Raw genomic sequence first — 26,544 nt, 5'->3', positions numbered from 1 at the left:
ATCACAGCGATATCTAATTTAAGCTGATGCTTTATATTCTTTAACTGCAGCAATTAATTTAGGCAGTACTTCAAACGCGTCGCCAACTATGCCAAAATCAGCTACTTTAAAAAATGGAGCTTCGGCATCTTTGTTGATAACAACAATAACTTTTGATGAACTTACTCCGGCAAGGTGCTGTATTGCGCCCGAAATACCTATGGCAATATACAAATTTGGACTGACAGCAATGCCGGTTTGCCCAACATGTTCTTCATGCGGGCGCCACCCGGCGTCTGATACCGGTTTTGAGCAGGCTGTAGCCGCGCCAAGCAGGTCGGCCAATTCTTCTATCATCCCCCAGTTCTCGGGGCCTTTCATGCCGCGGCCGGCCGATACCACGATCTCCGCATCCGGCAATGATATCTTGTCAGTAGACCTTACGATATCCTTGATCATTTCTTTAAAGTCGGACGCTTTGGCCTCTATATTAAAATCTTCCACTTTAGCAGCCGAACCATCTTCTACAACCTTATAAGAGTTTGGCGTAAGCGCGATAACCTTATTAGCAGATGTTAATTCGACTACGGCAAACGCTTTGCCCGAAAATGCTGTTTTCTTTACAGTGAATTTGCCACCATTTTGCTCAGGTAGCGCAACAGCGCCATCGGCTACACCGGCTTGCAGCTTTACACCCAAACGGGGGGCAAGGCCGCGGCCGCTGAACGAGTTTGAAAGTACCACTATATCGGCACCGTTGGCTTTCGCAGCTTCGGCAATAACCGATGCATAAGCCTGGTTTACAAAATTCTTTAATTTATCGTTAGATACGTTTAAAACCTTCTCGGCACCATATTTCCCTAACGCGGCTAATTCGTCATTAGCAACATCGCCGATGGATATGGCGATAAGGTTTGTGTTATTTTGAGCAGCAATTGCTTTAGCGTATGATACCGCTTCGAAAGTTGATTTTTTGAACTTTCCGGCTGCATTTTCCGCGTATATTAAAACTGACATAGCTTTTGTTTTAAGAGAATCAGGATTGTTAGATTCAGGAATCAAGATCGTAATAGCAATAGTATTTTTGTCCTGGTTCTTATGTCTTATAATCCTGACTCTAATTTTAATAAATAGTAATTATATAACCCTTGCCTGTGTGTGCAGCAAATCTACCAATTTGGCCGCGTCATCTGCCGGAACCAAATTGACCTGTCCGCGTGGGGCAGGAGTTTCATAACTGATGATTTGCGATAAAGTTTGCACATCAACAGCCTCAACCACGGTTAACGGCTTGGTACGCGCGCTCATGATACCGCGCATGTTCGGGATCTTTGGTTCGGCAACACCCTCGGCGCAGCCCGCTACAAACGGGAAGGGGATGGTAAGCACTTCTTTACCGCCTTCTATCTCGCGCTCAACAGTAGCTTCGCTATCGGTAGCATCAAGCTTTTTAATGATAGATACCGATGGGATATCCAGCAGTTCGCCCAGCATACCGGCTACTTTAGAGCCGTTGTAGTCGATAGACTCGCGGCCGGTAAGGATCAGGTCGAATGGGTTTGCTTTAACATACTCTGCTATCTGGTAAGCCACGTACCATGCATCCTGTGGTTTGGCGTTGATGCGTACAGCATCGGTAGCGCCAATGGCCAGCGCTTTACGGATGGTGGCATCGGTATTGGCTTCGCCCACGTTTATAACCGTTACGCTGCCTTTTCCGCCATCGGTTAACTCGATAGCGCGAGCAAGGGCAATTTCATCGTAAGGGTTTAATATAAACTGAACACCGTTTGTATTAAATTGGGTGTTGTTATCAGTAAAGGTTATTTTTGTCGTCGTATCCGGAACATTGCTGATACATACCAGTATTTTACTCATTATAATTGGTTTATATTTTTACAGGTATTTGTAATTAGGGTGCTGCAAATTTAGTTAAAAAAGAGAGAGTTTAAAATGGAGATAAGCAGATTAGATAAGCTGTTGGCGTTTATACAGAACGAACCCGAAGATGAATTTTTAAAATACGCGCTGGCCACTGAATACCTGCGACTTAACGATACCGAAAAAGCCCTAAGCTATTACGAAGACCTGGTAAATAACCACCCCAACTATACCGGTACCTACTACCACCTGGGCAAATTATACGAAGCCCTTAACCGCACCGACGACGCAATACGCACTTATGAACAAGGTATGGCGTTAACAAAAGCCAAACGCGATATGCATGCATTCTCGGAATTGCAGGCGGTTTATCGCTCGGCTAAAGGGTTTGAGGAAGATGATGACGACGATTATTAGTGGAGAGTCAAGATGTTAGAATCAAGAGCCAAGACTTTATAAAGAGAAAGCCCGTTTAAATAAACGGGCTTTCGTATGTGTAGCTGTCTTGATTCTTACATCTTGACTCTAAAATCTCTTAGAACGGTGGCTCATCATCAATATCATCCATGCGTGATGGGCGGATGATGAAGTTGCTTGGTTTACTGTCAAAATCCTGCGATGGATTTAGGCCGGCAAATGCATTGCCCGAAGGTGGGAAACTGTCCATGCCTTGATCCAAATCCTGGAACTTAACGTATTTACCCACAAATTTCAGTCTTACTTTACCGGTTTCGCCGTTACGGTGCTTGGCTATAATGATCTCGCCGACGCCTTGCGTAGGGTTGTTATCTTCGTCTACATCCAAGCCATAATACTCAGGACGGTACAGGAACAACACCATATCCGCATCCTGCTCAATAGAGCCCGATTCACGCAGATCCGATAGCATCGGTCGTTTTGAGCCACCCGGCCTGTTCTCAACCGCGCGGCTCAACTGCGAAAGTGCTATTACCGGTACATTCAATTCCTTGGCTACGGTTTTAAGCGCACGCGAGATGCTACCAATTTCCTGCTCGCGGTTACCGCCGCCTTTACCATCTGCCTTGCCCTGCATCAGCTGCAGGTAATCGATAATGATGAGCTGGATATCGTGCTGCGATTTTAAACGGCGGCACTTGGCACGGAACTCAAATATATTTAGTGATGGGGTATCGTCGATAATTAATGGCGCTGCTTCCAGGCGGCCAATTTTAGAGTGGATCTGCTGCCATTCCCATTCTTCCAGCGTACCCTTACGGATCTTTTCCTGCTCAATTTCGGTTTCGCCGGATATTAAACGGTTAACCAACTGAACGGACGACATCTCAAGCGAGAATACCACAACAGGCTTGTCGAAATCAACAGCGGCGTTACGGGCGCAGCTTAACACAAAGGCTGTTTTACCCATTGCCGGGCGGGCAGCTATAATTACCAGGTCGGATTTTTGCCAGCCCGAGGTCATGCGGTCAAGATCTGTAAAGCCCGATGCAACACCCGTGAGGCCGTCCTTTTTATCTTTAAGGGCTTCGATATCCTTTAATGCCTCGTGCATCAGGTCGTCCATCTTGCGCGAATCGCGGCGAAGGTTGTTTTGTGCTATCTCAAAAAGGTTTTTTTCGGCCTTGTCAAGCATTTCCAGTACATCGCTGGTATCCTCGTAAGCCATACTGATCACATCCGTAGAGATACGGATCAGCTCGCGCTGGATGTATTTCTGGATAATGATACGCGAGTGGTACTCGATGTTGGCGGCAGATGCTACGCGATTGGTCAGTTCGGTGATATAATATGCGCCACCTATCATTTCCAGCTCGCCCTGCTGGCGTAGCTGCGCGGTTACGGTTAGGATATCTACAGGCGATGTTTTTTCAAAAAGGACAGCTATGGTACTGAATATCTTTTGGTGCCTTACATCGTAAAAAACTTCGGGTTTTAGTACGTCGATTACGGATGAAAGGGCGTCTTTTTCAAGCATTAAAGCACCCAAAACTGCCTCTTCAAGATCTATCGCCTGGGGGGGCAATTTGCCTAATCCGGCATACGGAGCAGGGGTGGTTATCCTGCTTCTGCGATCGGTAGAATTGGGCTTGTAATTAGGGGTATCGTTCTCAAATGTCATGATGAAACAAAAATATACAAAAAATGTTCTTGCCTGTTTTTAATTCGCTAACAACAGAGTTATTAACATAACAAAAACATTATCAGCGCTATAAATTTCGGGGGCGGTAATTAACACCACGTGTTCATAACGTGTTAATAACACTATAAGTACCTCATTACCATATATGTTTATAAGTATTAAGAGTTGTTAAGTATTATCAACAATACTGTAACCCCGGCAAGTTCAATAACCGTTAAATCAGTTAATTTAGGTACTTTTGGCGAAAATAATTTTATTAAAATGGCATATAATTCTAAACCTCCGCCGCGCGAAGGCAACCAGATGGTTTTTGGCATAAGGGCTGTAATTGAGGCGATACTGGCAGGTAAAGAAATTGAGGCTTTGTACCTGCAGCGCGGCCTTGGCGGCGGCCTGCTTAACGAGCTTAAGGACGTGATGAACGAGTACCACATAACGGCCCAGCAGGTACCGGTTGAAAAGCTGAACCGCATCACCATGAAGAACCACCAGGGCGCTATCGCGTTCATCTCGCCTATCATCTACCAAAAGATAGAGAACATAATACCCGATGTTTTTGAAAGGGGCGAGGTACCGCTGATACTGGTGCTGGATAGTATTACCGATGTGCGCAACATGGGTGCCATTGCCCGTACGGCGGAGTGCGCAGGCGTGCATGCCATTGTTATCCCGGCTAAAGGCTCGGCCCAGATAAACCCCGATGCCATCAAAACATCGGCAGGAGCATTGTATAAGATCCCCGTGTGCCGCCACGATAACTTTATGCAGACAGTGAAATTTTTGCAGGAATCGGGTTTGCAGCTGGTTTGCTGTACCGAAAAAACAAACGATTACATCTATACGCCCGATTACACCGCGCCAACGGCCATCATCATGGGCTCGGAAGAAGACGGTATCCGTAACGATATCATCCGCATCAGCGACCATCTGGCAAAGATCCCCATGTTCGGCGAGATTGAATCACTGAACGTATCGGTATCAACAGCCGTGATATTGTATGAAGCGATCAGGCAGCGCAGCGCTGCTGCAGTTAATTAGTGAATAGTGATTAGAGATTAGTTTTTACTGATTGACTAATCTCTAATCACAAATCTATAACCTCTAAATGTATTTCGTCCCAAACTTATTCTTCACATCCGCAACAACTTGTTTGATGTTCTGCTCCTGTTCGCGGGGGCATATCAGCAGGGTATTGTTGGCTTCAACTACAATATAATCGTGCAGGCCCTGTAATATTACCAGCTTTTCGCCGGGTACGTTTACCATGCAGTTGCTGCTATCGTACATAATTACCTTTTCTGAGGGGATAACGGCGTTACCCACATAATCCTTATCGGCCAGTTGGTAGATAGATGCCCAGGTACCCAGATCGCTCCAGCCAAATTCAGATGGCAGTACGTAAACGTTTGATGCCTTCTCCATAATGCCATAATCGATAGAGATATTAATACAGCGCTGGTAAACCTTGTGTACAAATGCTTTTTCCTCGTCGGTATTGTAAACCGAACGCGCCTCGGCAAATATCTCGTGCATTTCGGGCAGGTAGCTGTCAAATGCAGCCACAATAGCCTTTGCCGACCATACAAAGATTCCCGCGTTCCACAAAAAGTCGCCGCTTTGGATAAAGGTTTTGGCAATATCAACCGTTGGTTTCTCGGTAAAGGTCTTTACCTTATAAAAATCTTCATTCAATGTCTGATCGGTGTACTGGATATAGCCGTAGCCGGTATCGGGGCGCGATGGCTTGATACCAAGGGTTATCAGGCAATCGTTTTGTGATGCGGTCTCTAACGATTTTTCGATGGTGGCAATAAACGCGGACTCATCAAGTATCAGGTGATCTGAGGGCGCTACGACAATGGCGGCATCAGGGTTCATACTTTCTATTTTAAAGCAGCCATAGGCAACGCAGGGGGCGGTGTTGCGCATCACAGGCTCGGTCAGGATCTGCTGATCGGCCATATCCGGCAATTGCTTTTTAACAAGGCCGGTATAATTTTCGTTGGTTACAACATATATATTTTCTTTAGGGCATACTTTCAAAAAACGTTCGTAAGTGTTTTGGATAAGCGTTTTGCCTGTGCCCAGTATATCTATAAATTGTTTTGGATGCGATGTTCTGCTGATGGGCCAAAACCTGCTGCCGATGCCGCCAGCCATAATAATGGCGTAATAGTTTTTATTCATTGTAAAAGTTGTAGATTTTAATTTGGCAAACCGATGCTAAATATGTGCATTAATTTGTAAATTCATTACCAGGTAAAACTAAATATTTCATTGTGAATTTTACCATTTCTAAAAGCGATAAATAAACAAATTGTTTTTAATCAAATAATCATTTTAATATAAAATTTTTAACAAAACCAACCGTTTATTTATAAATTTTTGTTATTTTGAACCATAATTTCCAAACGCACAAGTAAATAATGATAGAGACTAAGAAGTCGCTTTTTGATAACCTGCAAAATTTTTTCGGGTTTGATAACTTTAAAGGGGAACAAGAAGCGATCATAACTAATATTTTAGCCGGTAACGACACCTTTGTAATTATGCCTACGGGCGGGGGCAAATCCATGTGTTACCAGTTACCGGCGTTAATGAGCGAGGGCACAGCGATCGTGATATCCCCGCTTATCGCGCTAATGAAAAACCAGGTTGACCAGTTAAGGGCCTTCGGAGGCTCGGACAGCATAGCTCATTTTTTAAATTCATCACTAACAAAAGCAGATATTTTAAGGGTTAAAGACGATGTACTGAGCGGCAAAACAAAGCTGCTTTATGTTGCGCCCGAATCATTGACCAAACAGGAAAACGTTGATTTTTTAAGGCTTAACCAGGTATCGTTCGTAGCGGTTGACGAAGCGCACTGTATCTCTGAGTGGGGGCACGATTTCCGCCCCGAGTACCGCAAGATCCGCCAGGTGATCAGTAACATAGGCGATGATATCCCAATTATCGCGCTTACAGCTACCGCAACGCCAAAGGTACAGCAGGATATCCAAAAAAACCTGCAAATGAATAACGCAACGGTGTACAAATCATCGTTTAACCGTAATAACCTGTTTTACGAGGTTAGGGCAAAGCGCAACGCTATAAAAGAGATCGTAAAGTTTGTAAAGCAGAACCAGGGGAAATCGGGCATCATCTATTGCCTTAGCCGTAAAAAGGTTGAGGAAGTGGCTGAGGCGCTGAACCTGAACGGTGTAAAAGCTTTGCCATACCATGCCGGTTTAGACCCTAAAGTACGAGCCGATACGCAGGACAAGTTCCTGATGGAGGATGTGGATGTAATTGTGGCTACCATTGCTTTTGGTATGGGTATAGATAAACCCGATGTGCGCTATGTGATACACCACGATATGCCAAAAAGCATGGAAGGTTACTACCAGGAAACAGGCCGTGCCGGCCGCGATGGTGGCGAGGGTGTGTGCGTAGCATTTTACTCGGGAAAGGATATTGATAAACTGCAGAAGTTTATGAAGGATAAGCCCGTTGCAGAGCGGGAGATAGGCACGCAGATCCTGAAAGAGGTGATCGATTATGCCGAATCGTCTGTTTGCCGCCGTAAACAGCTGCTGCATTACTTTGGCGAAAATTTTAACGAAGCGGGCTGCAACAACATGTGTGATAACTGCTGCGGACCTAAAGTACATTTTGACGGCGAAGAGCACCTGCACAGGGCGCTAAGCCTGATAAAGTTGATAGGCGAGAAGTTTGACGATTGCCACATCATTAATATTTTGATGGGTAAGGACGACGCGCAGGTAAAAAACTACGAACACGATAAACTGGATTATTTTGGATCGGGCAGGGAACAGGGCGAGAACCTTTGGAACTCGCTGATGCGCCAGGCTTTGCTGAACAACTTCCTTTCTAAGGATATTGACCAATACGGCGTATTACATTTAACAAAAGCCGGTAACGCTTTTATAGATAACCCTTACAGTATCCGTTTCCTGCTGAACCAGGAAATGGGCCCGACAGATGATGATGAAGCAGATGATGGCCCTAAACAGGGTGGTGGCGCTTTAGATACCGAGCTATTGCAAATGCTTAAAGACCTGCGGAAAAAGCTGGCCAAACAAAAAGGCCTGCCACCGTTTGTTATTTTCCAGGACCCATCGTTAGAGGAAATGTGCACGCATTACCCTGTTAACACCGAAGAGTTAAAACAAATATCTGGCGTGGGAGCCGGTAAAGCACTTAAATTTGGCGCGCCGTTTATAGATCTGATCAGCAAATATGTGGAAGATAACGATATTGACCGCCCGGTTGATATGGTGATCAAAAGCGCTGCGAATAAATCGGCGCTAAAGGTTTTCATTATTCAAAATATCGACCGCCATTTAAACCTGGATGACATAGCCGCATCAAAAGGCTTAACATACGAGGAGATACTGAAAGAGGTTGAAACCATTGTAAACTCGGGCACTAAGCTTAACCTTAACTACTACATCGATGAAATGATTGATGAGGATAAGCAGGAAGAGGTTTACGACTATTTTAAATCGGCCGAGATAGATTCTATCGATGATGCCCTGGTAGAGCTTGGTTCTGACGATTATACCCGCGAGGAAGTGCAATTGATGCGCATTAAGTTCCTTTCAGAAGTAGGTAACTAAATATACAATACATTATATAACAGAGCAGGCCCGATTAATTCGGGCCTGTTTTATTATAGGGATATATTTACCTTGTATCTAAATTACAGTTATGAAACTTTTACGGATATTATTACTTGTGCTTTTAACCATATGCACCACTGATAAGGCTGCACACGCGCAAACCACTCTCGATAAAAAGCAATCTACAATTGTGGTTACCTATGCTTATATTGGTTGCCCAAGTGCGCAATGGGCTATTAACGACAGGCGTATGCATACACCAGAGAGGGAGCATATTTTCCTGGAGCCCGCAAACGATAAATTACCTAACGCCGATAATATGGTAGATGGCAGCCACATTATAAAAATAAAAATAACAGGTCGTTTTTATAATGAAAAAGGCTATCCCAAAAAATATCACCCCACAAAAGGCAATCCTGCTCCGGCAAGGGTTTTTAGATATTACAAGATCGTAGATATCAGTCCGCCACAGTAAATGGAAAGCCCCGAACCGGGGCTTTCTGTCGTATTGTTATCTTGTCAATCAGCGCTTCTACACATTTATAACAGTAAAAAAACGTTCTGCGACAAGTAGTTACAAGCCTTGATTCTCGTTCCCGGGCTTTTCCCTGTCATGAAATGGATCGATATGCGACTGGAAACGCGGTGTTGTGTTGTCTTTTTCGGGGTCTGCCATTGTAATATCCTCCACAACCGTTTCTTCAATTACAAAGGCTACGGGTTCAGCAATATCGTTATCATTAGTATGGGTTGTATCTGATGCTATGCCGCCATCAATATCCATATATTGTTTAAAATTGCGTACATCGCTGTCAACCATACTTTTGAATACGGGGTTTAATATATGGGCTATGCCGCCGCCAAAACCACCTGCAGGCGGGCGGTACGAGATAACTACATCAACCAATGTGCCTTCGCCGTCGGGGCTGTCCTGGAAACGCACTTTACCGGCATTGTCGATCAGCGAATCGGGTAACGAACTCCAGCCAATACTGTAACCTGGTTCATCGCTTACAATTTCGGCATCCCAGCTTACCCTGGCAACGCCCGTTGGCAGCTTTAAAACCCAGTGCGAACGTTTTTCGTCGATCTGCTCCACGCTTTCCAGGTGTTTCATAAACAGGGGCAGGTTATCCAGCTTTCGCCAAAAATCGTAAACTTCTTGCCTTGGCTTGTTAATAAGGTAGGATGAGCGGATGTTTACATTAACCGGTTCGGTACTATTGCGGCCCATGCGCGAGTAAAGCTCGCAATGACCGGTAACCCCACGTGTTAACAGGTAACCGCCTGCGCCTATCTTGATAATGCTGGAAAAGGGACTTTTAAACAATCCCTTAAAACCTGATAAGGCAAGCTTTACACCGCCTGCGATGGATAGGGTGCGCTCTGTTTGCGATAAATTGGTGCTTTGCGAACCCTTTTCTGCCTCTGAAGCAGATGTTGCCCGCCATCTATTTTCTAATGTTGCTGTTGTCATAATGTGCTGTTGTATACATGTTAAACATCTTAATAAACAGCAGGTTTTCTTTTATTGAAATTAATTTAACCGGTGCTGATATTTAGCCTTTGCGGTTAGCAATTGTAATACTACATTTGCACTGCTTTAGGTTTCTGCCGGGGGAATATCCCCGATGGAATTAAAAGGGAATACAGTGTAAATCTGTAACTGTCCCGCAGCTGTAAGCTCCAATACCAATGTCCAATCAAAAAGTCACTGTCTGTTATTTAACGGATGGGAAGGCAGGGCAAAGGGGAGTAAGTCAGAATACCTGCCTCAGCATTATATTATTCATAGCTTTCGGGGATTGAAGCTTGGGTGTGAATGCTCTTCATTGCAGTGTATTTCCATTCCTTTATTTTCCTTTGGCTATGATCTTTTAAGATCAGCATGAGGTACCGTAATTCAATTATTTGCAGCATAAAGCATTTTCCGTTAAGGGTGAAGATGATGTTGCTGGCTGCATTACAATTGCTTGCTTCAAGCGCGGTTCTTGCGCAGGGCGATACCACAAGGCACTTGAAAGAAGTACCCATAACTGCCGCGCCGGCACCTAATGTTCATACCTTATTACCCGCGCAACAGATCAGCAATAAAGATTTTGTACGCTACAGCGCCTTTAACGTCGCCGATGCCATCCGTAATTTTGCGGGCGTAAATATTAAGGATTATGGTGGCATTGGCGGCTTAAAAACAGTATCGGTACGCAGCCTGGGCAGTAACCATACCACGGTTTTGTTTGATGGCGTACGTATAAACGATGCCCAAACCGGGCAAATAGACCTCAGTAAATTTAACCTTAACAATGTACAGGAAATAACCTTGTATAACGGGCAGCCCGAAAACCTGCTGCAGCCCGCCCGGTCGTTTGCATCAGCCAGTGTGCTGAGTATTACAACGCTTCGCCCGGCATTAACAGCGGCAAAACCATACCAATTGCAGGCAGGGGTAAAGGGCGGTAGTTTTGGGTTAATAAACCCTTACCTGCAATTGCAGCAACGCATCGGTAATAACTGGCAATTTGTTATAAATGGTAATTATATGAAAGCCAATGGCCGGTATAAATACAAGGTTGATAATGATGGATCTGATACTGTATTTACACGCCGGCACGGCGATGTACGATCCATACAAACCGATGCTGCACTATATTATAATAAAAAAGACAGCAGTAAGTTTAACATTCATTTTAACTATTACGACTCGGAACGGGGATTACCGGGCGCGGTGATACTTTATACAGAGAGCTATGGCCAGCGTTTAAACAACACCGATATATTTTTACAGGCAGGGTATGAGCACACCTGGAAGAGCGGCTTGCAATTGTTACTAAACAGCAAGCTTTCGCAACTGAAGACCCGCTACCTTGATTCTCCGTATTTAAACACACAGGGATATATACTTGAAAACTACAAGCAACGCGAAGCTTACCAGTCTGTAGCCCTGGCTTACCATTTAACAAGTAACTGGCAGGTGTCGTACGCGGCGGATGCATCGTTTACAAAAGTTGATGCAGATATAAATAAATATGCCCACCCGTCAAGGTTCACTATTTTCAATGTAATTGGCAGTAATCTATCGTTTAGCAGGTGGCAACTGCAGGGCAGCCTGTTACAAACAAACATCCACGAAACGGTTAAGAAAGGTTCGGCGTTGCAGCAGTCGGCTGTTTTGTCGCCAACGCTGGTGGTTACAGTGCAGCCATTCGTAAATCCCAACCTAAAGATAAGAGCTTTTTACAAAAACGTATTCCGCGCACCAACTTTAGATGAACTATACTATTTCGCTTTTGTTCAGCGTGTTATAAAGCCGGAGTTTGTAAATCAGTACGATTTGGGTGCCACTTATTCTAAAAACCTGAATGGCTTTTTAGAGTACATTACATTTACTACTGATGTTTATTACAACAACGTAAGGAATAAGATCCTTGCCATCCCCAACCGTAACCCGGCCGTGTTTTCGTTCAGTAATCTGGGGCGGGTTGATATTAAAGGGATAGACCTTGGCATTAAAACCCAAACCAGGCAACAAAACGGCTGGGCGGCTTCATTAAACGCCAACTACACTTACCAGCAAGCCATAGATGTAAGCGACCAGGTTGCCGCAACCTACTTAGAACAGATCCCTTACACACCTAAACACACGCTTGCCTTAAATGCGGGCTTAAATTACAAACAGCTTGGCGTTTATTTAAACCAGGTACTGTCATCAGGCAGGTATTATACCGGCAATAACCTGTCCGATTACCTGGTGCCGGGCTATTCTGTAAGCGATGCATCCGCGGTGTATAAATTCCTGAACGGTAAAACGCCGTTGCAGGCTTCCATCGAAGTAAATAATCTTTTCAATACAAATTATTCCATCATCAGGAGCTACCCAATGCCGGGCCGCTCGTACCGTTTATCAATTCAAATAACAATTTAACAAACACAGCCATGAAACACTTCCAACTTAAAAGTTTATTAGCCGCCGTTATTGCATTATCTTTGCTATCGGCCTGTAACAAAGACAAAGTAACCCCAAACCCGATAGACCCTGTACAAACTACCGACAGAGCCGGCGTATATGTGCTTAGCCAGGGCGGTATTACCCTCAACAACAGTACGCTTAGCTTTTACAACTATGCAACCAAAACCACCACTGCCGATATCTTCGCGGCAGCAAACAGCCGCGGCCTTGGCGATACCGGTAATGATGCTAAGATATATGGTTCAAAAATGTACATCACTGTAAATTATTCGAGCACTATAGAGGTAGTAGAGGCTAAAACTGCGAAATCTATTAAACAGATAAAAATGGGCGAGGGCGCAAATAAACGCCAGCCGCGCTTTGTAGTGTTTAATAAAAATAAGGCTTATATATCATCATATGATGGTACGGTTGCAGTATTGGATACCGCCACCTTAACTATAGACAAATACATTACCGTAGGCCGTAACCCCGAGCAAATGGTAGTATCAAACGGTAAATTATATGTGGCCAACTCTGGTGGGTTAGATTTTTCTAACATCGACCATACGGTGTCTGTTATCAACTTAGCTACCGGCACCGAAATTAAAAAAATTGATATCGTTGATACTAATCCTATTGATATCGCCGCTGATGCTTACGGCGACGTTTATGTGATATCTTACGGTACCGATTTCCCCTCTCACCCAAAACTTACTATAATTAATAATACGACTGATGTAGTAAAGAAAACTACAGATATAGATGCAGGGTATGGGACCTCATTTGTTATAAACGGCGACATGGCTTACTACCTTACTGATGCCGGCAAGGTTAAAGTATATAATGTAAAAACAGATGTAGTTGCAACCGAAAGCTTTATTACAGGTGGTGCCACTATTGTTGTACCTTACGCCATAGCTGTTGACCCGCTTACCGGTGAAGTTTTTGTAACCGATGCAGTAGACTACAGAAATAATGGTAAACTGTTCGCTTTTGACAAAACAGGCAAATTTGAATATACAATTGCAACAGGCATTAACCCGGGCGCTATAGTTTTGGTTAATAAATAGTATTTTAAATTACAGTGTATTATCAATAAATTTGAACTTTAATTAAACCCATGTTATTACAAAAAATTAACACCCGCAATGTAGTTCTTATATTAATTATACTTGCTGCCACAGCAATGCGTTTTGTAAGCTACAAATATCAGTTTTTAAGCAATTTTACCCCGGTAGGGGCAATAGCTATGTTTGGGGGCGTTTATTTTACTGATAAGTGGAAAGCCTATTTAGTGATTTTGCTTTCTCTTTTTTTAAGTGATGTGGTGATCAACTACTTGTATTCTGCTAAATGGACGTTTTTTAGCGGTGATACTTTTTGGAACTGCGTTTGCTTTTCGATAATGGTGTTCATCGGTTCAAAGATCAAAAAACTAAATATCACATCGGGCCTTATCATTTTACTTGCGCCGGTACTGGTACACTGGCTGATTATGGATCTGCCGTGGATAAACGATGCGCTTGGTTTATACCCTAAAACACTAACAGGTTATGGCAGCGCATTAATTGCCGCTATTCCGTTCGAAAAAAACATGCTTTTAGGCGACCTGGTATTCGGCGCCATCCTTTTTGGCGGGTTCGAACTTGCCAAGAGCAAATACACCGCTTTGGAAGGCAAAAGGCAACTGGCCTTATAAGCTGATCATACAATATTTAAAAGCGGTTGGCCAAACGGTTTAACCGCTTTTTTGTTTGTCTGAACCCGATTTGTCGGATTGACGAATTTGGGAATTATTGGTTCTAAATCACTAATTAAAAATGAAACGAGTAATAGTGCTTACCGGCGCAGGGATAAGCGCCGAGAGCGGCTTAAAAACCTTCAGGGACAGCGATGGATTGTGGGAAGGTTACAACATTGAAGATGTTGCCACGCCCGAAGCCTGGGAGCGCAACCCGGAACTGGTGCAGAACTTTTATAACCAGCGCCGCAAATCGGTTTTAGAAGCTGTGCCTAACGCCGCCCATTACGCGCTGGCAAAGCTACAGGATAAATACGACGTTACCATCATCACCCAAAACATTGATGACCTGCACGAAAGGGCCGGCTCTGCTAATGTGGTGCACCTGCACGGTATTATCACGCGTTCGCAATCGAGCGTAAAGGCAAGCCTCACTTACCCTATTGACGGCTGGGAAATTAAAATGGGAGAGAAGTGCGAACTGGGCTCGCAGCTGCGAGCGCATGTAGTATGGTTTGGCGAGGCTGTGCCCATGATAGAAACAGCGGCCAGGCTTTGCAGCAAAGCAGACCTGTTTATATTGATCGGCACATCACTGGCAGTGTACCCTGCCGCCGGGCTGATCAATTATGTTCCCCGGGAAGTAACCAAATACATCGTCGACCCAAACATACCTACCGCGAGCAATAAACATATTATCGAGATGCCATATAAGGCTACAATAGGGGTGCCTATGCTGGTAAATGATCTGCTGGTTTAATATTCTGCAAACTGTTCGTCCGGGTAGCACCAAAGCCAGCGCTCGCCGGGCTGGGCCGACGCTATAACCGGGTGCTGCTGCGCATGGTAATGTTTGGTCATGTGCTGCTCGTCACTTTGGTCGCAGCATAGTGTAACTCCGCAGGTTTGGCAGGTACGCAGGTGAAACCACACGGTGCCTTGTTTTATACATTCTTCGCATACGTGCTCATCGCTCAGCTTAACTTCGGTAATGGCTTGCAGGTGCTGGCAAAATGATGGATCTAAATCTGGCATTGTCTTTTTTATTTAAAGATAGCAAAGCTATTTCTACTCCTAAAACAACTGAATAATATTTATATCGGCATACTAATTGCTAATATTATTAGTAATTTTGAGATGATATGAACGCAGACAGGATAACAGAGAAGTTGAATATTTTGGCAGACGCGGCCAAGTACGATGTATCGTGCGCCAGCAGCGGCAGCAAACGTAAGAACGAGAACAAGGGGCTGGGTAATGCCAGTAATGGCATTTGCCATTCATACACCGAGGATGGGCGCTGCGTTTCACTACTGAAGATCCTGTTAACCAACCATTGCATATTTGATTGCGCCTATTGTGTATCGCGCAAAAGCAACGATATTCAACGCGCTGCATTTACGGTGCAGGAAGTGGTTGACCTTACCATCAACTTTTACCGCCGCAATTATATCGAGGGTTTGTTCCTTAGTTCGGGAATTTTTAAGGATGCCGATTTTACCATGGAGCGGTTGGTGCGCATAGCCAAAAAGCTGCGTACCGAGCATAATTTCAATGGTTATATCCACCTCAAATCCATCCCCGGCGCCAGCGATGAACTAATGAACGAAGCCGGCCTGTACGCCGACCGCCTGAGCGTTAATCTGGAAATGCCAACCGAGGCAGGCCTTAAGCTATTAGCGCCTGATAAAAACCAGGCGGATATGATCAAGCCGATGGGCTACCTTAAAAACGCCATTATCCAGCGTACCGAAGAAAAAAAGCTGTTTAAAAAAGCGCCCATATTTGCACCCGCGGGCCAAAGCACCCAGGTGATCATCGGCGCCACGCCCGAAAACGACAGCGAGGTGCTGCGGTCGGCCAATTACTTTTACAAGAATTTTAATTTAAAGCGGGTTTATTATTCGGGCTACGTACCGGTATTGGCCGATAGCAGGCTGCCCGCATTAAACACCAGCGTACCCATGGTGCGCGAGAACCGCCTTTACCAGGCCGACTGGCTGATGCGCTTTTATGGCTTTAAGGTAAATGAGATAGTGAACGATGCCCAGCCACACCTCGACCTGGATATCGACCCTAAACTAAGCTGGGCTATCCGCAATATGCAGGCTTTCCCCGTAAATATCAATAAAGCCGATCTGCAGATGATCCTGCGGGTGCCGGGCATAGGTTTATTATCGGCACAAAAAATTGTGAGCGCCCGCAAGTTTGGCAAACTCAACTGGGATCAACTAAAGAAGATGGGAGTGGCCTTAAACCGCGCCAAATATTTTGTGATATGTAACAGTACGGAATTTGAACGCCGCGACCTTACCGGAAATAACATTAAGCAATTTATACTGGCCACATCGCAAAGCAAATTTTTAAAGAACACGCAAGTACAACTAAACCTGTTTTAACTAATGACAACACTTATTTACGATGGCACCTTTGAAGGCCTGCTTACCTCTGTATTTGAAGTTTACGACCGCCGGCTGGATCGTGTTAACCTGCAGAAAACCGGGTTAAATAGTAATGCCTTATTTGAAGATAAACTGCAGGTAATAACCGACTATGTACGCGCCAACAGGGTGTTGAAAGGATTAAAGCAAAAGGTTTCTTCGATGGGGATACAGCGTTTATATGCCGCGCACCTTGCCGAAATGGACGGGGAAGAGAATAGCCTGCTGGGTTATATCCGTTATGCCTTTGATGCGGGACAAAACATTGAAGAAGATTACGGAAATAAATTTGTGATGCGCGTATCAGAGATGGTGCGTATGGTTAGGCGCGAAAAACATAGGATGGAGGCTTTTGTTCGTTTCCAAAAGCTAAAGGACGAAACCTACTATGCCGCTGTTGAGCCCGATTTTAATGTATTGCCCTTACTCATCCGCCATTTTAAAAGCCGCTATGCCGACCAAAAATGGATAATTTATGATATCAAACGCAAATACGGCATCTATTACGACTTGCACGATACACAATATATCTCGCTTGATTTTGCCAGTGTAAACAAACCGGGCGATGTAATTGCCGCTTTTACTGAGGATGAGGGTATTTACCAGCATCTTTGGAAAAACTATTTTAGCAGCGTGAATATTCCCTCGAGGAAAAACACTAAGCTGCATGTGCGCCATATCCCCAAAAGATATTGGAAGCATTTGACCGAAAAGATCTGATATTTTCCGATTTTACGCTTTTTTAATTTCGATCATCGTTAAGTTTTAATGTGTTTGTGTTGATAACAGCGCTGTTTATAAACCCGCTTATAAAACTTAAAAGACCTATATATCACGGCGGATATGGTGTGGATAACCTGGTATTTGGTGTTAACAACGTGTTAAAAAGAAAAACAAAAAAAATTTGACAAAAAGCCTTTTATGCACCTATATTGTAATCATCAAGAACGACGTACTTTGACAGCCTTACAGGAATACAGAAACTTAATCGGGTGACCCTTCGGGCGAACTAAAGATAAGTGAAGTGCCTGAATCATATGAAGGGAATAGGATACGAAAGTAATTTACCCCGGAAATGATTAAAGAGGTATTATGGGTTTTGCGAGAGTTTACGGACAGCAGCAAACAAAGTAATGACCTTGAAGCAATCGGCGTTAGCGTAACAAAGAGACATCGGCATTCGAACGAATAAAGAAGTATCAGCGTTGCACGAATAACGACAGAGTCGACTTCCCCTCGGGAGAAGTGACAAGAGCAATATTCGCAGATGTAATGACCCATCCGCACTCGCAAGAGGAACGAAGGACACATGCGGAACGGATTTGAAGGCGTCGCCCTCCGCAAGGAGACAGACAAAGTTTGCATACGTGTTAACAATTGAGACATCGGCATTCGTACAGAATAAAGAGACATCGGCGTTCGCAGCAACAAAGAGGAGATCAGGTCGGTTAATTTACACAAAACTTGGTGCTTCATGACGGCCACGGTCATTCATGAGGTCGGGAAAAACGGAAGTCATTTCGAAAGAAGAGGCTTCCGTTTTCCTATTTTAGGGGGATTTTTTATATCTTTATAAGGCAGGCTATCGCATTATAATTGCCTGGTTTAACCTTATATCTACATATGTCCCAGTTTAAAATGCTCCGGAATTTTCTGAAAATTTCATTCCTGCTACTGTTCCTGTTTTACATCAATATCGCCAAATCTCAAACCAACCCGGTTCTTATAGGTAGAGACACCATCGTCTTCTCACTGGAAAAAGTACTTGGCCTTGGGCCAAACGGCAATAGTTCATTTGGTATAGCATCTTACGAAGCGTTAAAAAATACAGCGGAAATTAAGGCTTACCCTACCATTAAAAACCAACCCGGAAACCTGTCCGGTGTGGTTCAATATTTATTTATCATTGATAACTTTCAATTTTTTTATCAAAACTATGTGTCCGGCGCTTATTCAAAAGCCTTTTTCCTGGAGAAGGCAAACTCGATGCATTGGAACCTCGCCGATACGGTAAGCCTGTCTAAAAAACCGATAAAGAGCGCTTTTGCTGTACTTGCGGGAATCAATTCGGCCAAAAACGAGGTAATTATCGTAGATGCGAATAATAACAACGACTATGCTGATGATATTATAAAACCACTTTTTAAGAATGTGTACAGCGAAGCGCTGATGGTAAAGAACACGGTGAGCGTGCAAATGGATTATTTTTCACGCGGTGTTGTTAACCAGTATAAAGTGAGTGTTTTTTTGCAACGCGCCCATAATCCCGAGAAACTGGCGCTGTCGTTCACCTTCCCCGAATTTAATTATACAAGGTTTGTTTACAAAGGGGTGCTGTATTTCCTGTGTGCTGATAGATCGGGGATGGGGCAAAATTTCATATGCGTACTACCCGAAAGGGCCCGTTTTATGTCGATCGATCGTGGGGATATGGTTACACTGAACCACTTTGCAAGCATCGGCGGCGACAAGTTTAAACTTATTGCCAATAACTACGCCGGACGCATCGTTCTGCTCCAGGGCCCGCTCGATGGCTTTTCGCAAATACAAGCACCATTGGCCGGCACAGAAAAAACCGTTACTACCTCGGCTGCCGATACGATAGTTTCTGACCAGGTGGGCTTCAAAGCCCCGCTTATACAAGGTAAAAACATGAACCCGCTGATGAAAAAAGGCGGCCAGGTTTCAACGGCCGGCCTTAAGGGCAAATATATCTTTGTTGATTTCTGGAGCACCTATTGCGCTCCCTGTATCGAGGAATTACCCTATTTAAAGGCGGCTTACGATAAATACAAACGGGATGTATTTGAAATTGTGGGTGTATTTGATGAACGCGCACCCGGTTTAACCAAAAAAATATTTGAAGCAAATAAAGTTACCTGGCCAACCGTGGGTATGAACAGTAAGGATGCTGAAATATCGGGATACGGCCATGTGCAGTCCTTCCCAACAAATTACCTGATCGACCCGTCCGGTAGGATCATCGCATTTAACCTCCGCAGCGAAGATCTGATGAACAGATTGAAGGAACTGATAGGGCATTGATCATCATAAACGAAATAAGGGAAGCCAAGTCTTTTGAAGCAGCTTCCCTTTCCATATAAAGCCGTTCCTCTTGGCTAATTTTTCGCTTTGCTCAGCGCCCCAACATACTTATAAGTATTGATCATCGCACCCGATTCCCCGGCCTTCGTGTCAGCAAGGGCAAGTTCGCTCGCGTCAACGTTGTCCGAAAAGAAGCGTTTGCCATTGCCCAATAACACCGGGTAAACGATCAGCACAACCTCATCTACCAGCCCTTGTTCCAGCAGCAGGGAGGTGATCGACGGGCTTCCCCATATGATCAGTTCGGGGCCGTCCTGTGCCTTCAGGGCGCGAACACCCGCTATAATATCTGTACCCAAATCCTTCGCCGGTCCCCATTCCAGGCTTTCGGGCCGGTGGGTCGCCACGTATTTAGTCGCGGCGTTAAAGCCATCGGCTATCGCGCCGCTTTCGGCCTTGGGCCAGTAGGCGGCAAAGCCATCGTAAGTGCGGCGGCCAAGCAGCAGGTCGTAGCCGGTACCATGCGCTGCCACAATACCATCGCCAATAACTTTATCAACATACTGCATCGACCAGCCGGCATATTTAAAATCCCCGTCCTCTTTGCCGCCGGGCGACTCGATGACACCGTCAAGCGACATATGTTCCATGATCCTTATCTTTCTCATAATTGTTAAATTAGTTTAAACAAAGTTATAGTCAATGAGGCACTTGAATAAGGGGGAAACGCGTCAATATGAGGGTAATTAGCGACTATTGACGCTTGAGCAGGCGAGGTATAACAACATTGGTTATGTTTTCGACAATGTACCAAATTCAATTATCTTTGCCGCTCATTTTAACACCCCCGTTTCGTGATTAATGTAAATAATATCTCCGTTTCGTTTGGAGGAACTGTCTTATTCAGTGACGTAACCTTCTCTATCAACGAGAATGACAAAATAGCCCTGATGGGTAAAAATGGCGCAGGAAAATCTACCATCCTCAAAATTATTGCCGGCGAAGCCAAGGCTACTACCGGCAACGTAACCGGCCCAAAAGACGCCGTAATTGCTTATTTACCACAGCATTTGCTTACGCACGATAAGGTTACGGTTTTTGAAGAAACCATGAAAGCTTTTGCAGAGGCCAACCAAATGCAAAAGGAATTGGATGAGGTAAACGAGCAGCTTAACATCCGTACAGATTACGAAAGTGATGAGTACATGAAGCTTATCGAAAGAGTATCGGAACTAAGCGAGAAAGTTTACACGGTAGAGGAGGTTAATTACGATGCAGAGGTAGAAAAAGTATTAAAAGGCCTGGGCTTTGAGCGCAAAGATTTTACCCGCCAAACTTCTGAATTTTCGGGCGGGTGGCGCATGCGCATCGAGCTTGCCAAAATTTTATTAAAAAAACCTGACCTTATTTTGCTGGATGAGCCCACCAACCACATGGATATTGATAGTATTCAATGGTTAGAAGACTTTTTGATCAACTCGGCGAAAGCGGTTATGGTAATCTCTCACGATCGTGCTTTTGTTGATAATATCACCAATCGTACAATTGAAGTTACGATGGGCCGCATCTACGATTACAAAGCCAAATACAGCCACTATCTGCAATTACGTGCCGACCGCCGTGTGCATCAATTAAAAGCATACGAAGAACAACAGCGCTTTATTGCCGATAACCAGGAATTTATTGACCGCTTTAGAGGTACTTACTCAAAAACATTGCAGGTTCAGTCGAGGGTGAAAATGCTCGAAAAGCTGGAGGTGATAGAAATTGATGAAGTAGATACTTCGGCATTGCGCCTTAAGTTTCCGCCATCTCTGCGCTCGGGACAGTACCCGGTAATTGTAGAAGAGCTGACCAAAGCGTATGGCGACCACGTGGTATTCGAAAAAGCATCGATGGTTATCGAACGGGGCGAAAAGGTAGCTTTTGTAGGGAAAAATGGTGAGGGTAAATCCACCATGATCAAGGCTATTATGGGCGAGATCGATTTTGAAGGAGGTTTAAAAGTTGGCCACAATGCCAGGATCGGCTACTTTGCTCAAAATCAGGCGGCCCTGCTTGATGAAAAGCTAACCGTATTTGAAACTATTGACCAGATCCCGTTAAGTGATAATACCCTAAAAATTAAAGACCTTTTAGGTGCCTTTATGTTTAGCGGCGACGATACCACTAAAAAGGTTAAAGTGCTTTCGGGTGGCGAGAGAACCCGCTTAGCCATGATAAAGCTATTGTTAGAACCCGTAAACGTGTTGATACTGGATGAGCCGACCAACCACCTGGATATGAAAACCAAAGACATTATTAAAGATGCCCTTAAAGATTTTGATGGTACTTTGATCCTGGTATCTCACGACCGCGACTTTTTGGACGGGCTGGCACAAAAAGTATTCGAGTTTGGTAAAAAACGCGTAAGGGAACATTTTGAGGACATTAAAGGATTCCTGGCTTACAAAAAAATGGATAGCTTAAAAGAGATCGAACAGAACTAAAAAGTGGCTAACAATATTTAAAATTCCGCCAATTCCAACATGTACGCTTAAACGAGTATTGCGGTATTTCCTTTCCCCACAATCATAACATTTTCAACATCTGCTGCAAGTCACCAACCAAAATGCCTAATTTAGCATTGATGAACAAGGAAGCGACAGGCAAGCCCGACGGAAAGAGAAAAATATTTGTACTGGATACATCGGTGATATTGTATGACCACAACGCCTTCGAAAATTTCCACGAACACGATGTGGCCATACCCATACAGGTACTGGAAGAGCTGGACAATATGAAAAGCGGTAATGATACCCGCAATTTTGAAGCCCGAAGCTTCATCAGGCTGATGGACGACATGTCGCGCAGCAGGCTTATAAACCAATGGCTGCCGCTTAACGGCAAAAGCAAGGGATCGTTTAAGGTGATAATGGACGCCACCAATACCAGCGCCGACGCCGAAATTGTTTTTGGATCTGACAAGATAGACCACCGCATACTGAACGCCGCCCTGGGCCTGCAGTTTGAGAACCCCGATAAAAAGGTGATACTGGTATCGAAAGATATTTGCCTGCGTTTAAAGGCAAAAGCCTTGAACCTGTATGCCGAGGATTACGAAACAGGCAAGGTAAAAAACCTGGAGGAGCTTTACACCGGCAAAACCACGCTGAATAAAGTAACCGAAAAGCTGTTGGGCAAACTCAACAAAAACGATAGCCTGCCGGCCGATAGTTTGGAAATACCTGTTGAAGCAGGTAACCAGTTTTATATATTAAACAGTAAAACGGGTGCGGCATCGGGTTTTTATAACGCGCAAAGCAGGCAGCTGGAAAAAGTGACCGAACAGCCTGTGCTTAATATTTACCCCCGCAACACCGAGCAGGCATTCGCCATACACGCCTTGCTGCACCCCGATATTAAACTGGTAACCATACAGGGTAACGCCGGCACCGGTAAAACTTTGCTGGCACTTGCCAGCGCGCTGGAGCAGCGTAAGCATTACCGCCAGATCTTTGTAACCCGCCCTATAGTGCCCCTAAGCAATAAGGATATTGGTTTTTTGCCCGGCGATATCAAATCAAAGATAGACCCATACATGGCCCCGATATGGGATAACCTGAAGTTTATTAAAGATCAGTTTGCCGAGGATGAGAAGATGCAGGCCAAACTGGACGAGTTGGTGGCAAACGATAAGATCTCTATCACACCGCTGGCATTCATCCGCGGGCGTACTTTAAGCAAGATCTTTTTTATTGTGGATGAAGCGCAGAATTTAACGCCCCACGAGGTAAAGACCATTATATCCCGCGCAGGCGAAAACAGCAAATTTGTGTTCACGGGTGATATTTACCAGATAGATACCCCATACCTTGATGCCGAAAGCAACGGCCTATCGTACCTTATAGATAAGGCAAAAGGGCACCCGCTTTACGCCCATATCACTCTGCAAAAGGGCGAAAGAAGCGAACTGGCTAATTTGGCCACGGAAAGGTTGTAAAAACACAATTGTCATCCCGAGCGATAGCGAAGGATCTAATGTGCGACATGCAAGCCGGCGATTAGATGCTTCACATACGTTCTCCGAAGGAGTCCTTTGGACAGTATGACAACTCAATTGATTTAAATCTTACGTCCTCGGCCTTTTTGGGTTAAACGCAACCAGGTAGTCCAATTCATCGGCTATGATAGTGCGTTTATCCACCTGGCTATCATCGCGGGTGTACGATTGCTTAAGCCCGGCCTTAACCGAGTTTAATACCTGCAATAATATCTCGGGGCCCATTTTTGTAGCGGCAGTAGGGAAGAAGTTCCTTTGGATCTTTATCCTGTCGGCGTTGCTTGCCATACTAAACTCCCAGTTATCATCGGCCTTAAAACCATGCTCTTTGGCAAGGTTAGTAAGGTCGTACAGGTACATTTTGGTTTGGATCTCTATAGTTTGTTCACTCATTTTTTTGTTTATTTCTTACCTAAGTCGGAAGAAGCCGAACCTTTACCTGATTGATACGCCGATTGCTTTTTGTTTACGTTTACGGTAGGCTGCTTTTTAACTTCCTTAACCGTTTTTCTGTCTTTACTCATGGTGTTGTATTATTTGATGTTTAACAAATCCGGCAATAGTGCATTAGCTAATGCAATGTTGTGTGCCGGCAATGCCTTTTTAAAATGATTGTGTATGGGGGGTGGAATTTCTTAAAGCTAACCTTTATTTATTGAAAATCAGCAGGTTTTGGATTTTAAATAAACCGTTGCAATAAATTACACGGATGTGAGAATTGCTATCTGCTGATTTACAGGCCAATGCCCGTTTAAACAAAGCTTAAAGGATTTTATTTAAAGGAAAATCCGTTTAAAATACCTATATTGTACGCTTACAAAGCATCCGCTTTTAAAGCGGGTGCTTTTTTTATTCACTAACCCCAATAAAAATATGGCTAAATCCCAGGCAACATTCATGAAAAAACAGCTTGAAAAAAACAGGCAAAAAAAGAAAGAAGAAAAAGCGATGCGTAAACAGGAGCGCCAGGAAAACTCATCAGGCGGCGACTTAGACGGCATGATGGCTTATGTAAACGAGTTTGGCGAGATCGTATCAACCCCGCCCGAGAAAAAAACAAACGAACCCGATTAACCTGCTTATTTAGCCAGAACCTTGTAAATGGCTTCGCTCCATTTCATACCAAGGTATTTGGCACCTATTTCATTAGGGTGCAGATAAAAAGTCCCCTGCCGGCCTTGTTCAGGTCGCAGGGCAAATTTGTAGTCTTTCCTAAAATCATCAAAAGCTTCGGTGTCCCCCATAAAAACATGGCCGGGGTGTGTTGCTTCGTATCCTTTTACCAAAGTTTCAATTTCGGGGAAATAGGTTTGTAAACGATCTAAACCTTCCTGCAAATACATGGCCCCATTATAGGTATTAGGGCTGTAATAGATAGGATCGTTTATGATTACCTTACTGTTAGGATAGCGCTTTAACAGCTCGTTTACAATAGTTGTAAGGTTATCGCGGTATTGCTGGGGCGATACCGGCGCACCATGCGTACCCTTCATAGCGCTGTCATTAGTCCCCAGCATGATGGAGAATAGCAATTGCGCGTCGGCATCAGCATAAAATGCATCGGCGGCTTTAACGGTATTATTAAAATCGCTTTCGCCGGGCAAAAAATCTAAAGTTGTGCGGCCGCTTACGCCCTGATTGCTTTGGTTTAGGTTGATACCTGTTTTCTTCTTTAAATACTCGAGCGCGTAAACAGAGGGTTGCAGCTTATCGCTATGCTCGCCATAGGTAATGCTATCGCCGATGAATACAATGTTTACCTTTTTTGGCGCAGTTAATTGAAAAGCACTTAACAGGATAATTACACCTATCAGCAATGTATTTTTCGTTATCCGGCTATTCATTGGTTTCATAACAGAACTATTAAATAAATGAAAACTCCCCCTTCAGGGGGTTGGGAGGCCGTCTACTCACTCTTATAAAGTGCCCCGGCTTTCTCGGCCGAAACTTTAATACCCTTTATAAGGGCCGAGCTAAAGCCATTGTGCTCCATCTCGTTAAGGCCGGCAATGGTACAGCCTTTTGGCGAGGTAACCTTGTCAATTTCCTGTTCGGGATGCGATGCCAGTTGAAGCAGCAGGTCGGCGGCTCCTTTGGCGGTTTGGGCAGCCATTTTAAGCGCATCGTGCGCATGGAAACCAATTTCGGTACCACCTTGCGATGCCGCGCGGATAGAACGCAGGAAGAACGCGATGCCACAAGCACAAAGCGCCGTAGCCGATGTCATCAGTTCTTCGTTTATCTGGATACTTACCCCAACCGTATCAAATAACGACAATACCAGGCTAACATTGGCCGCCGACGCATTATCGGTAGCAATACAGGTCATGCTGTGGCCAATGGCAATAGCGGTGTTGGGCATAGCGCGGATCACCTGCACGTCCAAATCCAGCTGGCTACGGATATCCTGGCAGCTAACGCCTGATACTACCGAGATAAGGAGGTGCTTGGTTTGGTTGGCAGCGGGCTTTATCTCGTCAAGCAGTTTGTTCAACTGCTGCGGTAGTATGGCCAGTACCACAATATCCGCCTTGGTAACCGCATCGGCATTGTTGGCGGTTACGTTATAGCCTTCGGCTGCTAAGCTTGCTAATGCCGCCACATTACGGCGGGTAAGGGTAATTTGCTGCGGTGTAAATATCCCTGCTTTTACTAATCCTTTGGCTAATGCAAGCCCTATGTTACCGCTGCCCAATATGGCTATATGTTGCTGTGTTTCCAT

25 protein-coding genes and 1 riboswitch are annotated in these 26,544 nt (G+C 44.5%); of the genes, 14 read left to right on the top strand and 11 right to left on the bottom strand.

Annotated elements, in window-relative coordinates:
• Window positions 1-18: 18 nt before the first annotated feature.
• Together EWM62_RS02955 and EWM62_RS02950 are read right to left on the bottom strand one after the other, a co-directional pair.
• The gene (locus EWM62_RS02955; RefSeq protein ID WP_129875136.1) at window positions 19-996 is read right to left on the bottom strand and encodes an electron transfer flavoprotein subunit alpha/FixB family protein; all 978 of its coding nucleotides are present in this window, start codon (window positions 994-996) and stop codon (window positions 19-21) included.
• Window positions 997-1,116: 120 nt separating this feature from the next.
• Window positions 1,117-1,857 (bottom strand): electron transfer flavoprotein subunit beta/FixA family protein, encoded by a 741-nt coding sequence (locus tag EWM62_RS02950; RefSeq protein ID WP_129875135.1) that lies wholly within the window; start codon window positions 1,855-1,857, stop codon window positions 1,117-1,119.
• 75 nt (window positions 1,858-1,932) lie between these two features.
• Here EWM62_RS02950 and EWM62_RS02945 point away from each other — a divergent pair, with 75 nt between their 5' ends.
• The gene (locus tag EWM62_RS02945; RefSeq protein ID WP_129875134.1) at window positions 1,933-2,277 is read left to right on the top strand and encodes a tetratricopeptide repeat protein; all 345 of its coding nucleotides are present in this window, start codon (window positions 1,933-1,935) and stop codon (window positions 2,275-2,277) included.
• Between the two features lie 118 nt (window positions 2,278-2,395).
• Here the strand turns inward: EWM62_RS02945 and dnaB are convergent, their stop codons facing one another.
• Complete coding sequence (gene dnaB / locus EWM62_RS02940) at window positions 2,396-3,958, bottom strand: replicative DNA helicase (protein ID WP_129875133.1); 1,563 nt, start codon at window positions 3,956-3,958, stop codon at window positions 2,396-2,398.
• A gap of 282 nt (window positions 3,959-4,240) precedes the next feature.
• Between dnaB and rlmB the strand changes: the two genes are divergently transcribed.
• A complete protein-coding gene (gene rlmB, locus EWM62_RS02935; RefSeq protein ID WP_238989266.1) occupies window positions 4,241-5,017 on the top strand; it encodes a 23S rRNA (guanosine(2251)-2'-O)-methyltransferase RlmB in 777 nt (258 codons plus the stop codon).
• A 63-nt stretch (window positions 5,018-5,080) separates the two neighbouring features.
• On the opposite strand, the gene EWM62_RS02930 is transcribed toward rlmB, so the two are convergent.
• The gene (locus EWM62_RS02930) at window positions 5,081-6,166 is read right to left on the bottom strand and encodes a mannose-1-phosphate guanylyltransferase (RefSeq protein ID WP_129875132.1); all 1,086 of its coding nucleotides are present in this window, start codon (window positions 6,164-6,166) and stop codon (window positions 5,081-5,083) included.
• A gap of 242 nt (window positions 6,167-6,408) precedes the next feature.
• Between EWM62_RS02930 and recQ the strand changes: the two genes are divergently transcribed.
• Both recQ and EWM62_RS02920 read left to right on the top strand, forming a co-directional pair.
• A complete protein-coding gene (gene recQ, locus EWM62_RS02925) occupies window positions 6,409-8,601 on the top strand; it encodes a DNA helicase RecQ (RefSeq protein WP_129875309.1) in 2,193 nt (730 codons plus the stop codon).
• A gap of 91 nt (window positions 8,602-8,692) precedes the next feature.
• Window positions 8,693-9,079, top strand: coding sequence for a hypothetical protein (locus EWM62_RS02920; RefSeq protein ID WP_129875131.1), 387 nt, complete (start codon window positions 8,693-8,695; stop codon window positions 9,077-9,079).
• 99 nt (window positions 9,080-9,178) lie between these two features.
• Here the strand turns inward: EWM62_RS02920 and EWM62_RS02915 are convergent, their stop codons facing one another.
• The gene (locus tag EWM62_RS02915) at window positions 9,179-10,081 is read right to left on the bottom strand and encodes an SRPBCC family protein (RefSeq protein ID WP_129875130.1); all 903 of its coding nucleotides are present in this window, start codon (window positions 10,079-10,081) and stop codon (window positions 9,179-9,181) included.
• A gap of 111 nt (window positions 10,082-10,192) precedes the next feature.
• Window positions 10,193-10,395: riboswitch (cobalamin riboswitch) on the top strand.
• A 97-nt stretch (window positions 10,396-10,492) separates the two neighbouring features.
• Here EWM62_RS02915 and EWM62_RS02910 point away from each other — a divergent pair.
• The 4 genes from EWM62_RS02910 (at window position 10,493) to EWM62_RS02895 (ending at window position 15,054) form a co-directional block, all read left to right on the top strand.
• Entirely contained in the window at window positions 10,493-12,526 is a 2,034-nt protein-coding gene (locus tag EWM62_RS02910; RefSeq protein ID WP_129875129.1) for a TonB-dependent receptor plug domain-containing protein, read from the top strand.
• Between the two features lie 11 nt (window positions 12,527-12,537).
• A complete protein-coding gene (locus EWM62_RS02905; protein ID WP_129875128.1) occupies window positions 12,538-13,623 on the top strand; it encodes a DUF5074 domain-containing protein in 1,086 nt (361 codons plus the stop codon).
• Window positions 13,624-13,673: 50 nt separating this feature from the next.
• Complete coding sequence (locus tag EWM62_RS02900) at window positions 13,674-14,252, top strand: DUF6580 family putative transport protein (RefSeq protein ID WP_129875127.1); 579 nt, start codon at window positions 13,674-13,676, stop codon at window positions 14,250-14,252.
• A 121-nt stretch (window positions 14,253-14,373) separates the two neighbouring features.
• Window positions 14,374-15,054, top strand: coding sequence for an SIR2 family NAD-dependent protein deacylase (locus EWM62_RS02895; RefSeq protein WP_129875126.1), 681 nt, complete (start codon window positions 14,374-14,376; stop codon window positions 15,052-15,054).
• Here the strand turns inward: EWM62_RS02895 and EWM62_RS02890 are convergent.
• Window positions 15,051-15,329, bottom strand: coding sequence for a UBP-type zinc finger domain-containing protein (locus EWM62_RS02890; RefSeq protein ID WP_129875125.1), 279 nt, complete (start codon window positions 15,327-15,329; stop codon window positions 15,051-15,053). The genes EWM62_RS02895 and EWM62_RS02890 overlap by 4 nt on opposite strands.
• Before the next feature lie 107 nt (window positions 15,330-15,436).
• Between EWM62_RS02890 and EWM62_RS02885 the strand changes: the two genes are divergently transcribed.
• From EWM62_RS02885 to EWM62_RS19435, 3 genes are all read left to right on the top strand, one after another.
• Window positions 15,437-16,693, top strand: a complete 1,257-nt coding sequence (locus EWM62_RS02885; protein WP_129875124.1) for a putative DNA modification/repair radical SAM protein — start codon at window positions 15,437-15,439, stop codon at window positions 16,691-16,693.
• Between the two features lie 3 nt (window positions 16,694-16,696).
• Window positions 16,697-17,455, top strand: a complete 759-nt coding sequence (locus tag EWM62_RS02880; RefSeq protein ID WP_129875123.1) for a TIGR03915 family putative DNA repair protein — start codon at window positions 16,697-16,699, stop codon at window positions 17,453-17,455.
• 903 nt (window positions 17,456-18,358) lie between these two features.
• On the top strand, window positions 18,359-19,780 hold the full coding sequence (locus EWM62_RS19435; protein WP_203234966.1) for a TlpA family protein disulfide reductase: 1,422 nt from the start codon (window positions 18,359-18,361) through the stop codon (window positions 19,778-19,780).
• Window positions 19,781-19,854: 74 nt separating this feature from the next.
• Here EWM62_RS19435 and EWM62_RS02870 read toward each other — a convergent pair whose 3' ends face one another.
• The gene (locus EWM62_RS02870; RefSeq protein ID WP_129875122.1) at window positions 19,855-20,448 is read right to left on the bottom strand and encodes a dihydrofolate reductase family protein; all 594 of its coding nucleotides are present in this window, start codon (window positions 20,446-20,448) and stop codon (window positions 19,855-19,857) included.
• A 186-nt stretch (window positions 20,449-20,634) separates the two neighbouring features.
• Between EWM62_RS02870 and EWM62_RS02865 the strand changes: the two genes are divergently transcribed.
• The gene (locus EWM62_RS02865) at window positions 20,635-22,269 is read left to right on the top strand and encodes an ABC-F family ATP-binding cassette domain-containing protein (RefSeq protein WP_129875121.1); all 1,635 of its coding nucleotides are present in this window, start codon (window positions 20,635-20,637) and stop codon (window positions 22,267-22,269) included.
• Window positions 22,270-22,391: 122 nt separating this feature from the next.
• On the top strand, window positions 22,392-23,762 hold the full coding sequence (locus EWM62_RS02860; RefSeq protein WP_238989265.1) for a PhoH family protein: 1,371 nt from the start codon (window positions 22,392-22,394) through the stop codon (window positions 23,760-23,762).
• Window positions 23,763-23,891: 129 nt separating this feature from the next.
• Here EWM62_RS02860 and EWM62_RS02855 read toward each other — a convergent pair whose 3' ends face one another.
• The gene (locus EWM62_RS02855; RefSeq protein ID WP_129875120.1) at window positions 23,892-24,215 is read right to left on the bottom strand and encodes a hypothetical protein; all 324 of its coding nucleotides are present in this window, start codon (window positions 24,213-24,215) and stop codon (window positions 23,892-23,894) included.
• An 8-nt stretch (window positions 24,216-24,223) separates the two neighbouring features.
• Window positions 24,224-24,346 (bottom strand): hypothetical protein, encoded by a 123-nt coding sequence (locus tag EWM62_RS19655; protein WP_256474428.1) that lies wholly within the window; start codon window positions 24,344-24,346, stop codon window positions 24,224-24,226.
• A 349-nt stretch (window positions 24,347-24,695) separates the two neighbouring features.
• On the opposite strand from EWM62_RS19655, the gene EWM62_RS02850 reads away from it, so the two are divergent.
• The gene (locus EWM62_RS02850; protein ID WP_129875119.1) at window positions 24,696-24,896 is read left to right on the top strand and encodes a hypothetical protein; all 201 of its coding nucleotides are present in this window, start codon (window positions 24,696-24,698) and stop codon (window positions 24,894-24,896) included.
• A 5-nt stretch (window positions 24,897-24,901) separates the two neighbouring features.
• Here the strand turns inward: EWM62_RS02850 and EWM62_RS02845 are convergent, their stop codons facing one another.
• Entirely contained in the window at window positions 24,902-25,675 is a 774-nt protein-coding gene (locus EWM62_RS02845) for a GDSL-type esterase/lipase family protein (protein WP_238989264.1), read from the bottom strand.
• A gap of 53 nt (window positions 25,676-25,728) precedes the next feature.
• A complete protein-coding gene (gene proC / locus EWM62_RS02840; protein WP_129875118.1) occupies window positions 25,729-26,544 on the bottom strand; it encodes a pyrroline-5-carboxylate reductase in 816 nt (271 codons plus the stop codon).

This window comes from Mucilaginibacter terrigena, from assembly GCF_004168255.1.
In the GTDB taxonomy this organism is placed as follows: domain Bacteria; phylum Bacteroidota; class Bacteroidia; order Sphingobacteriales; family Sphingobacteriaceae; genus Mucilaginibacter; species Mucilaginibacter terrigena.
Note: the sequence above shows the minus strand (reverse complement) of the source record. Positions and strands in the feature narration are given on the sequence as shown.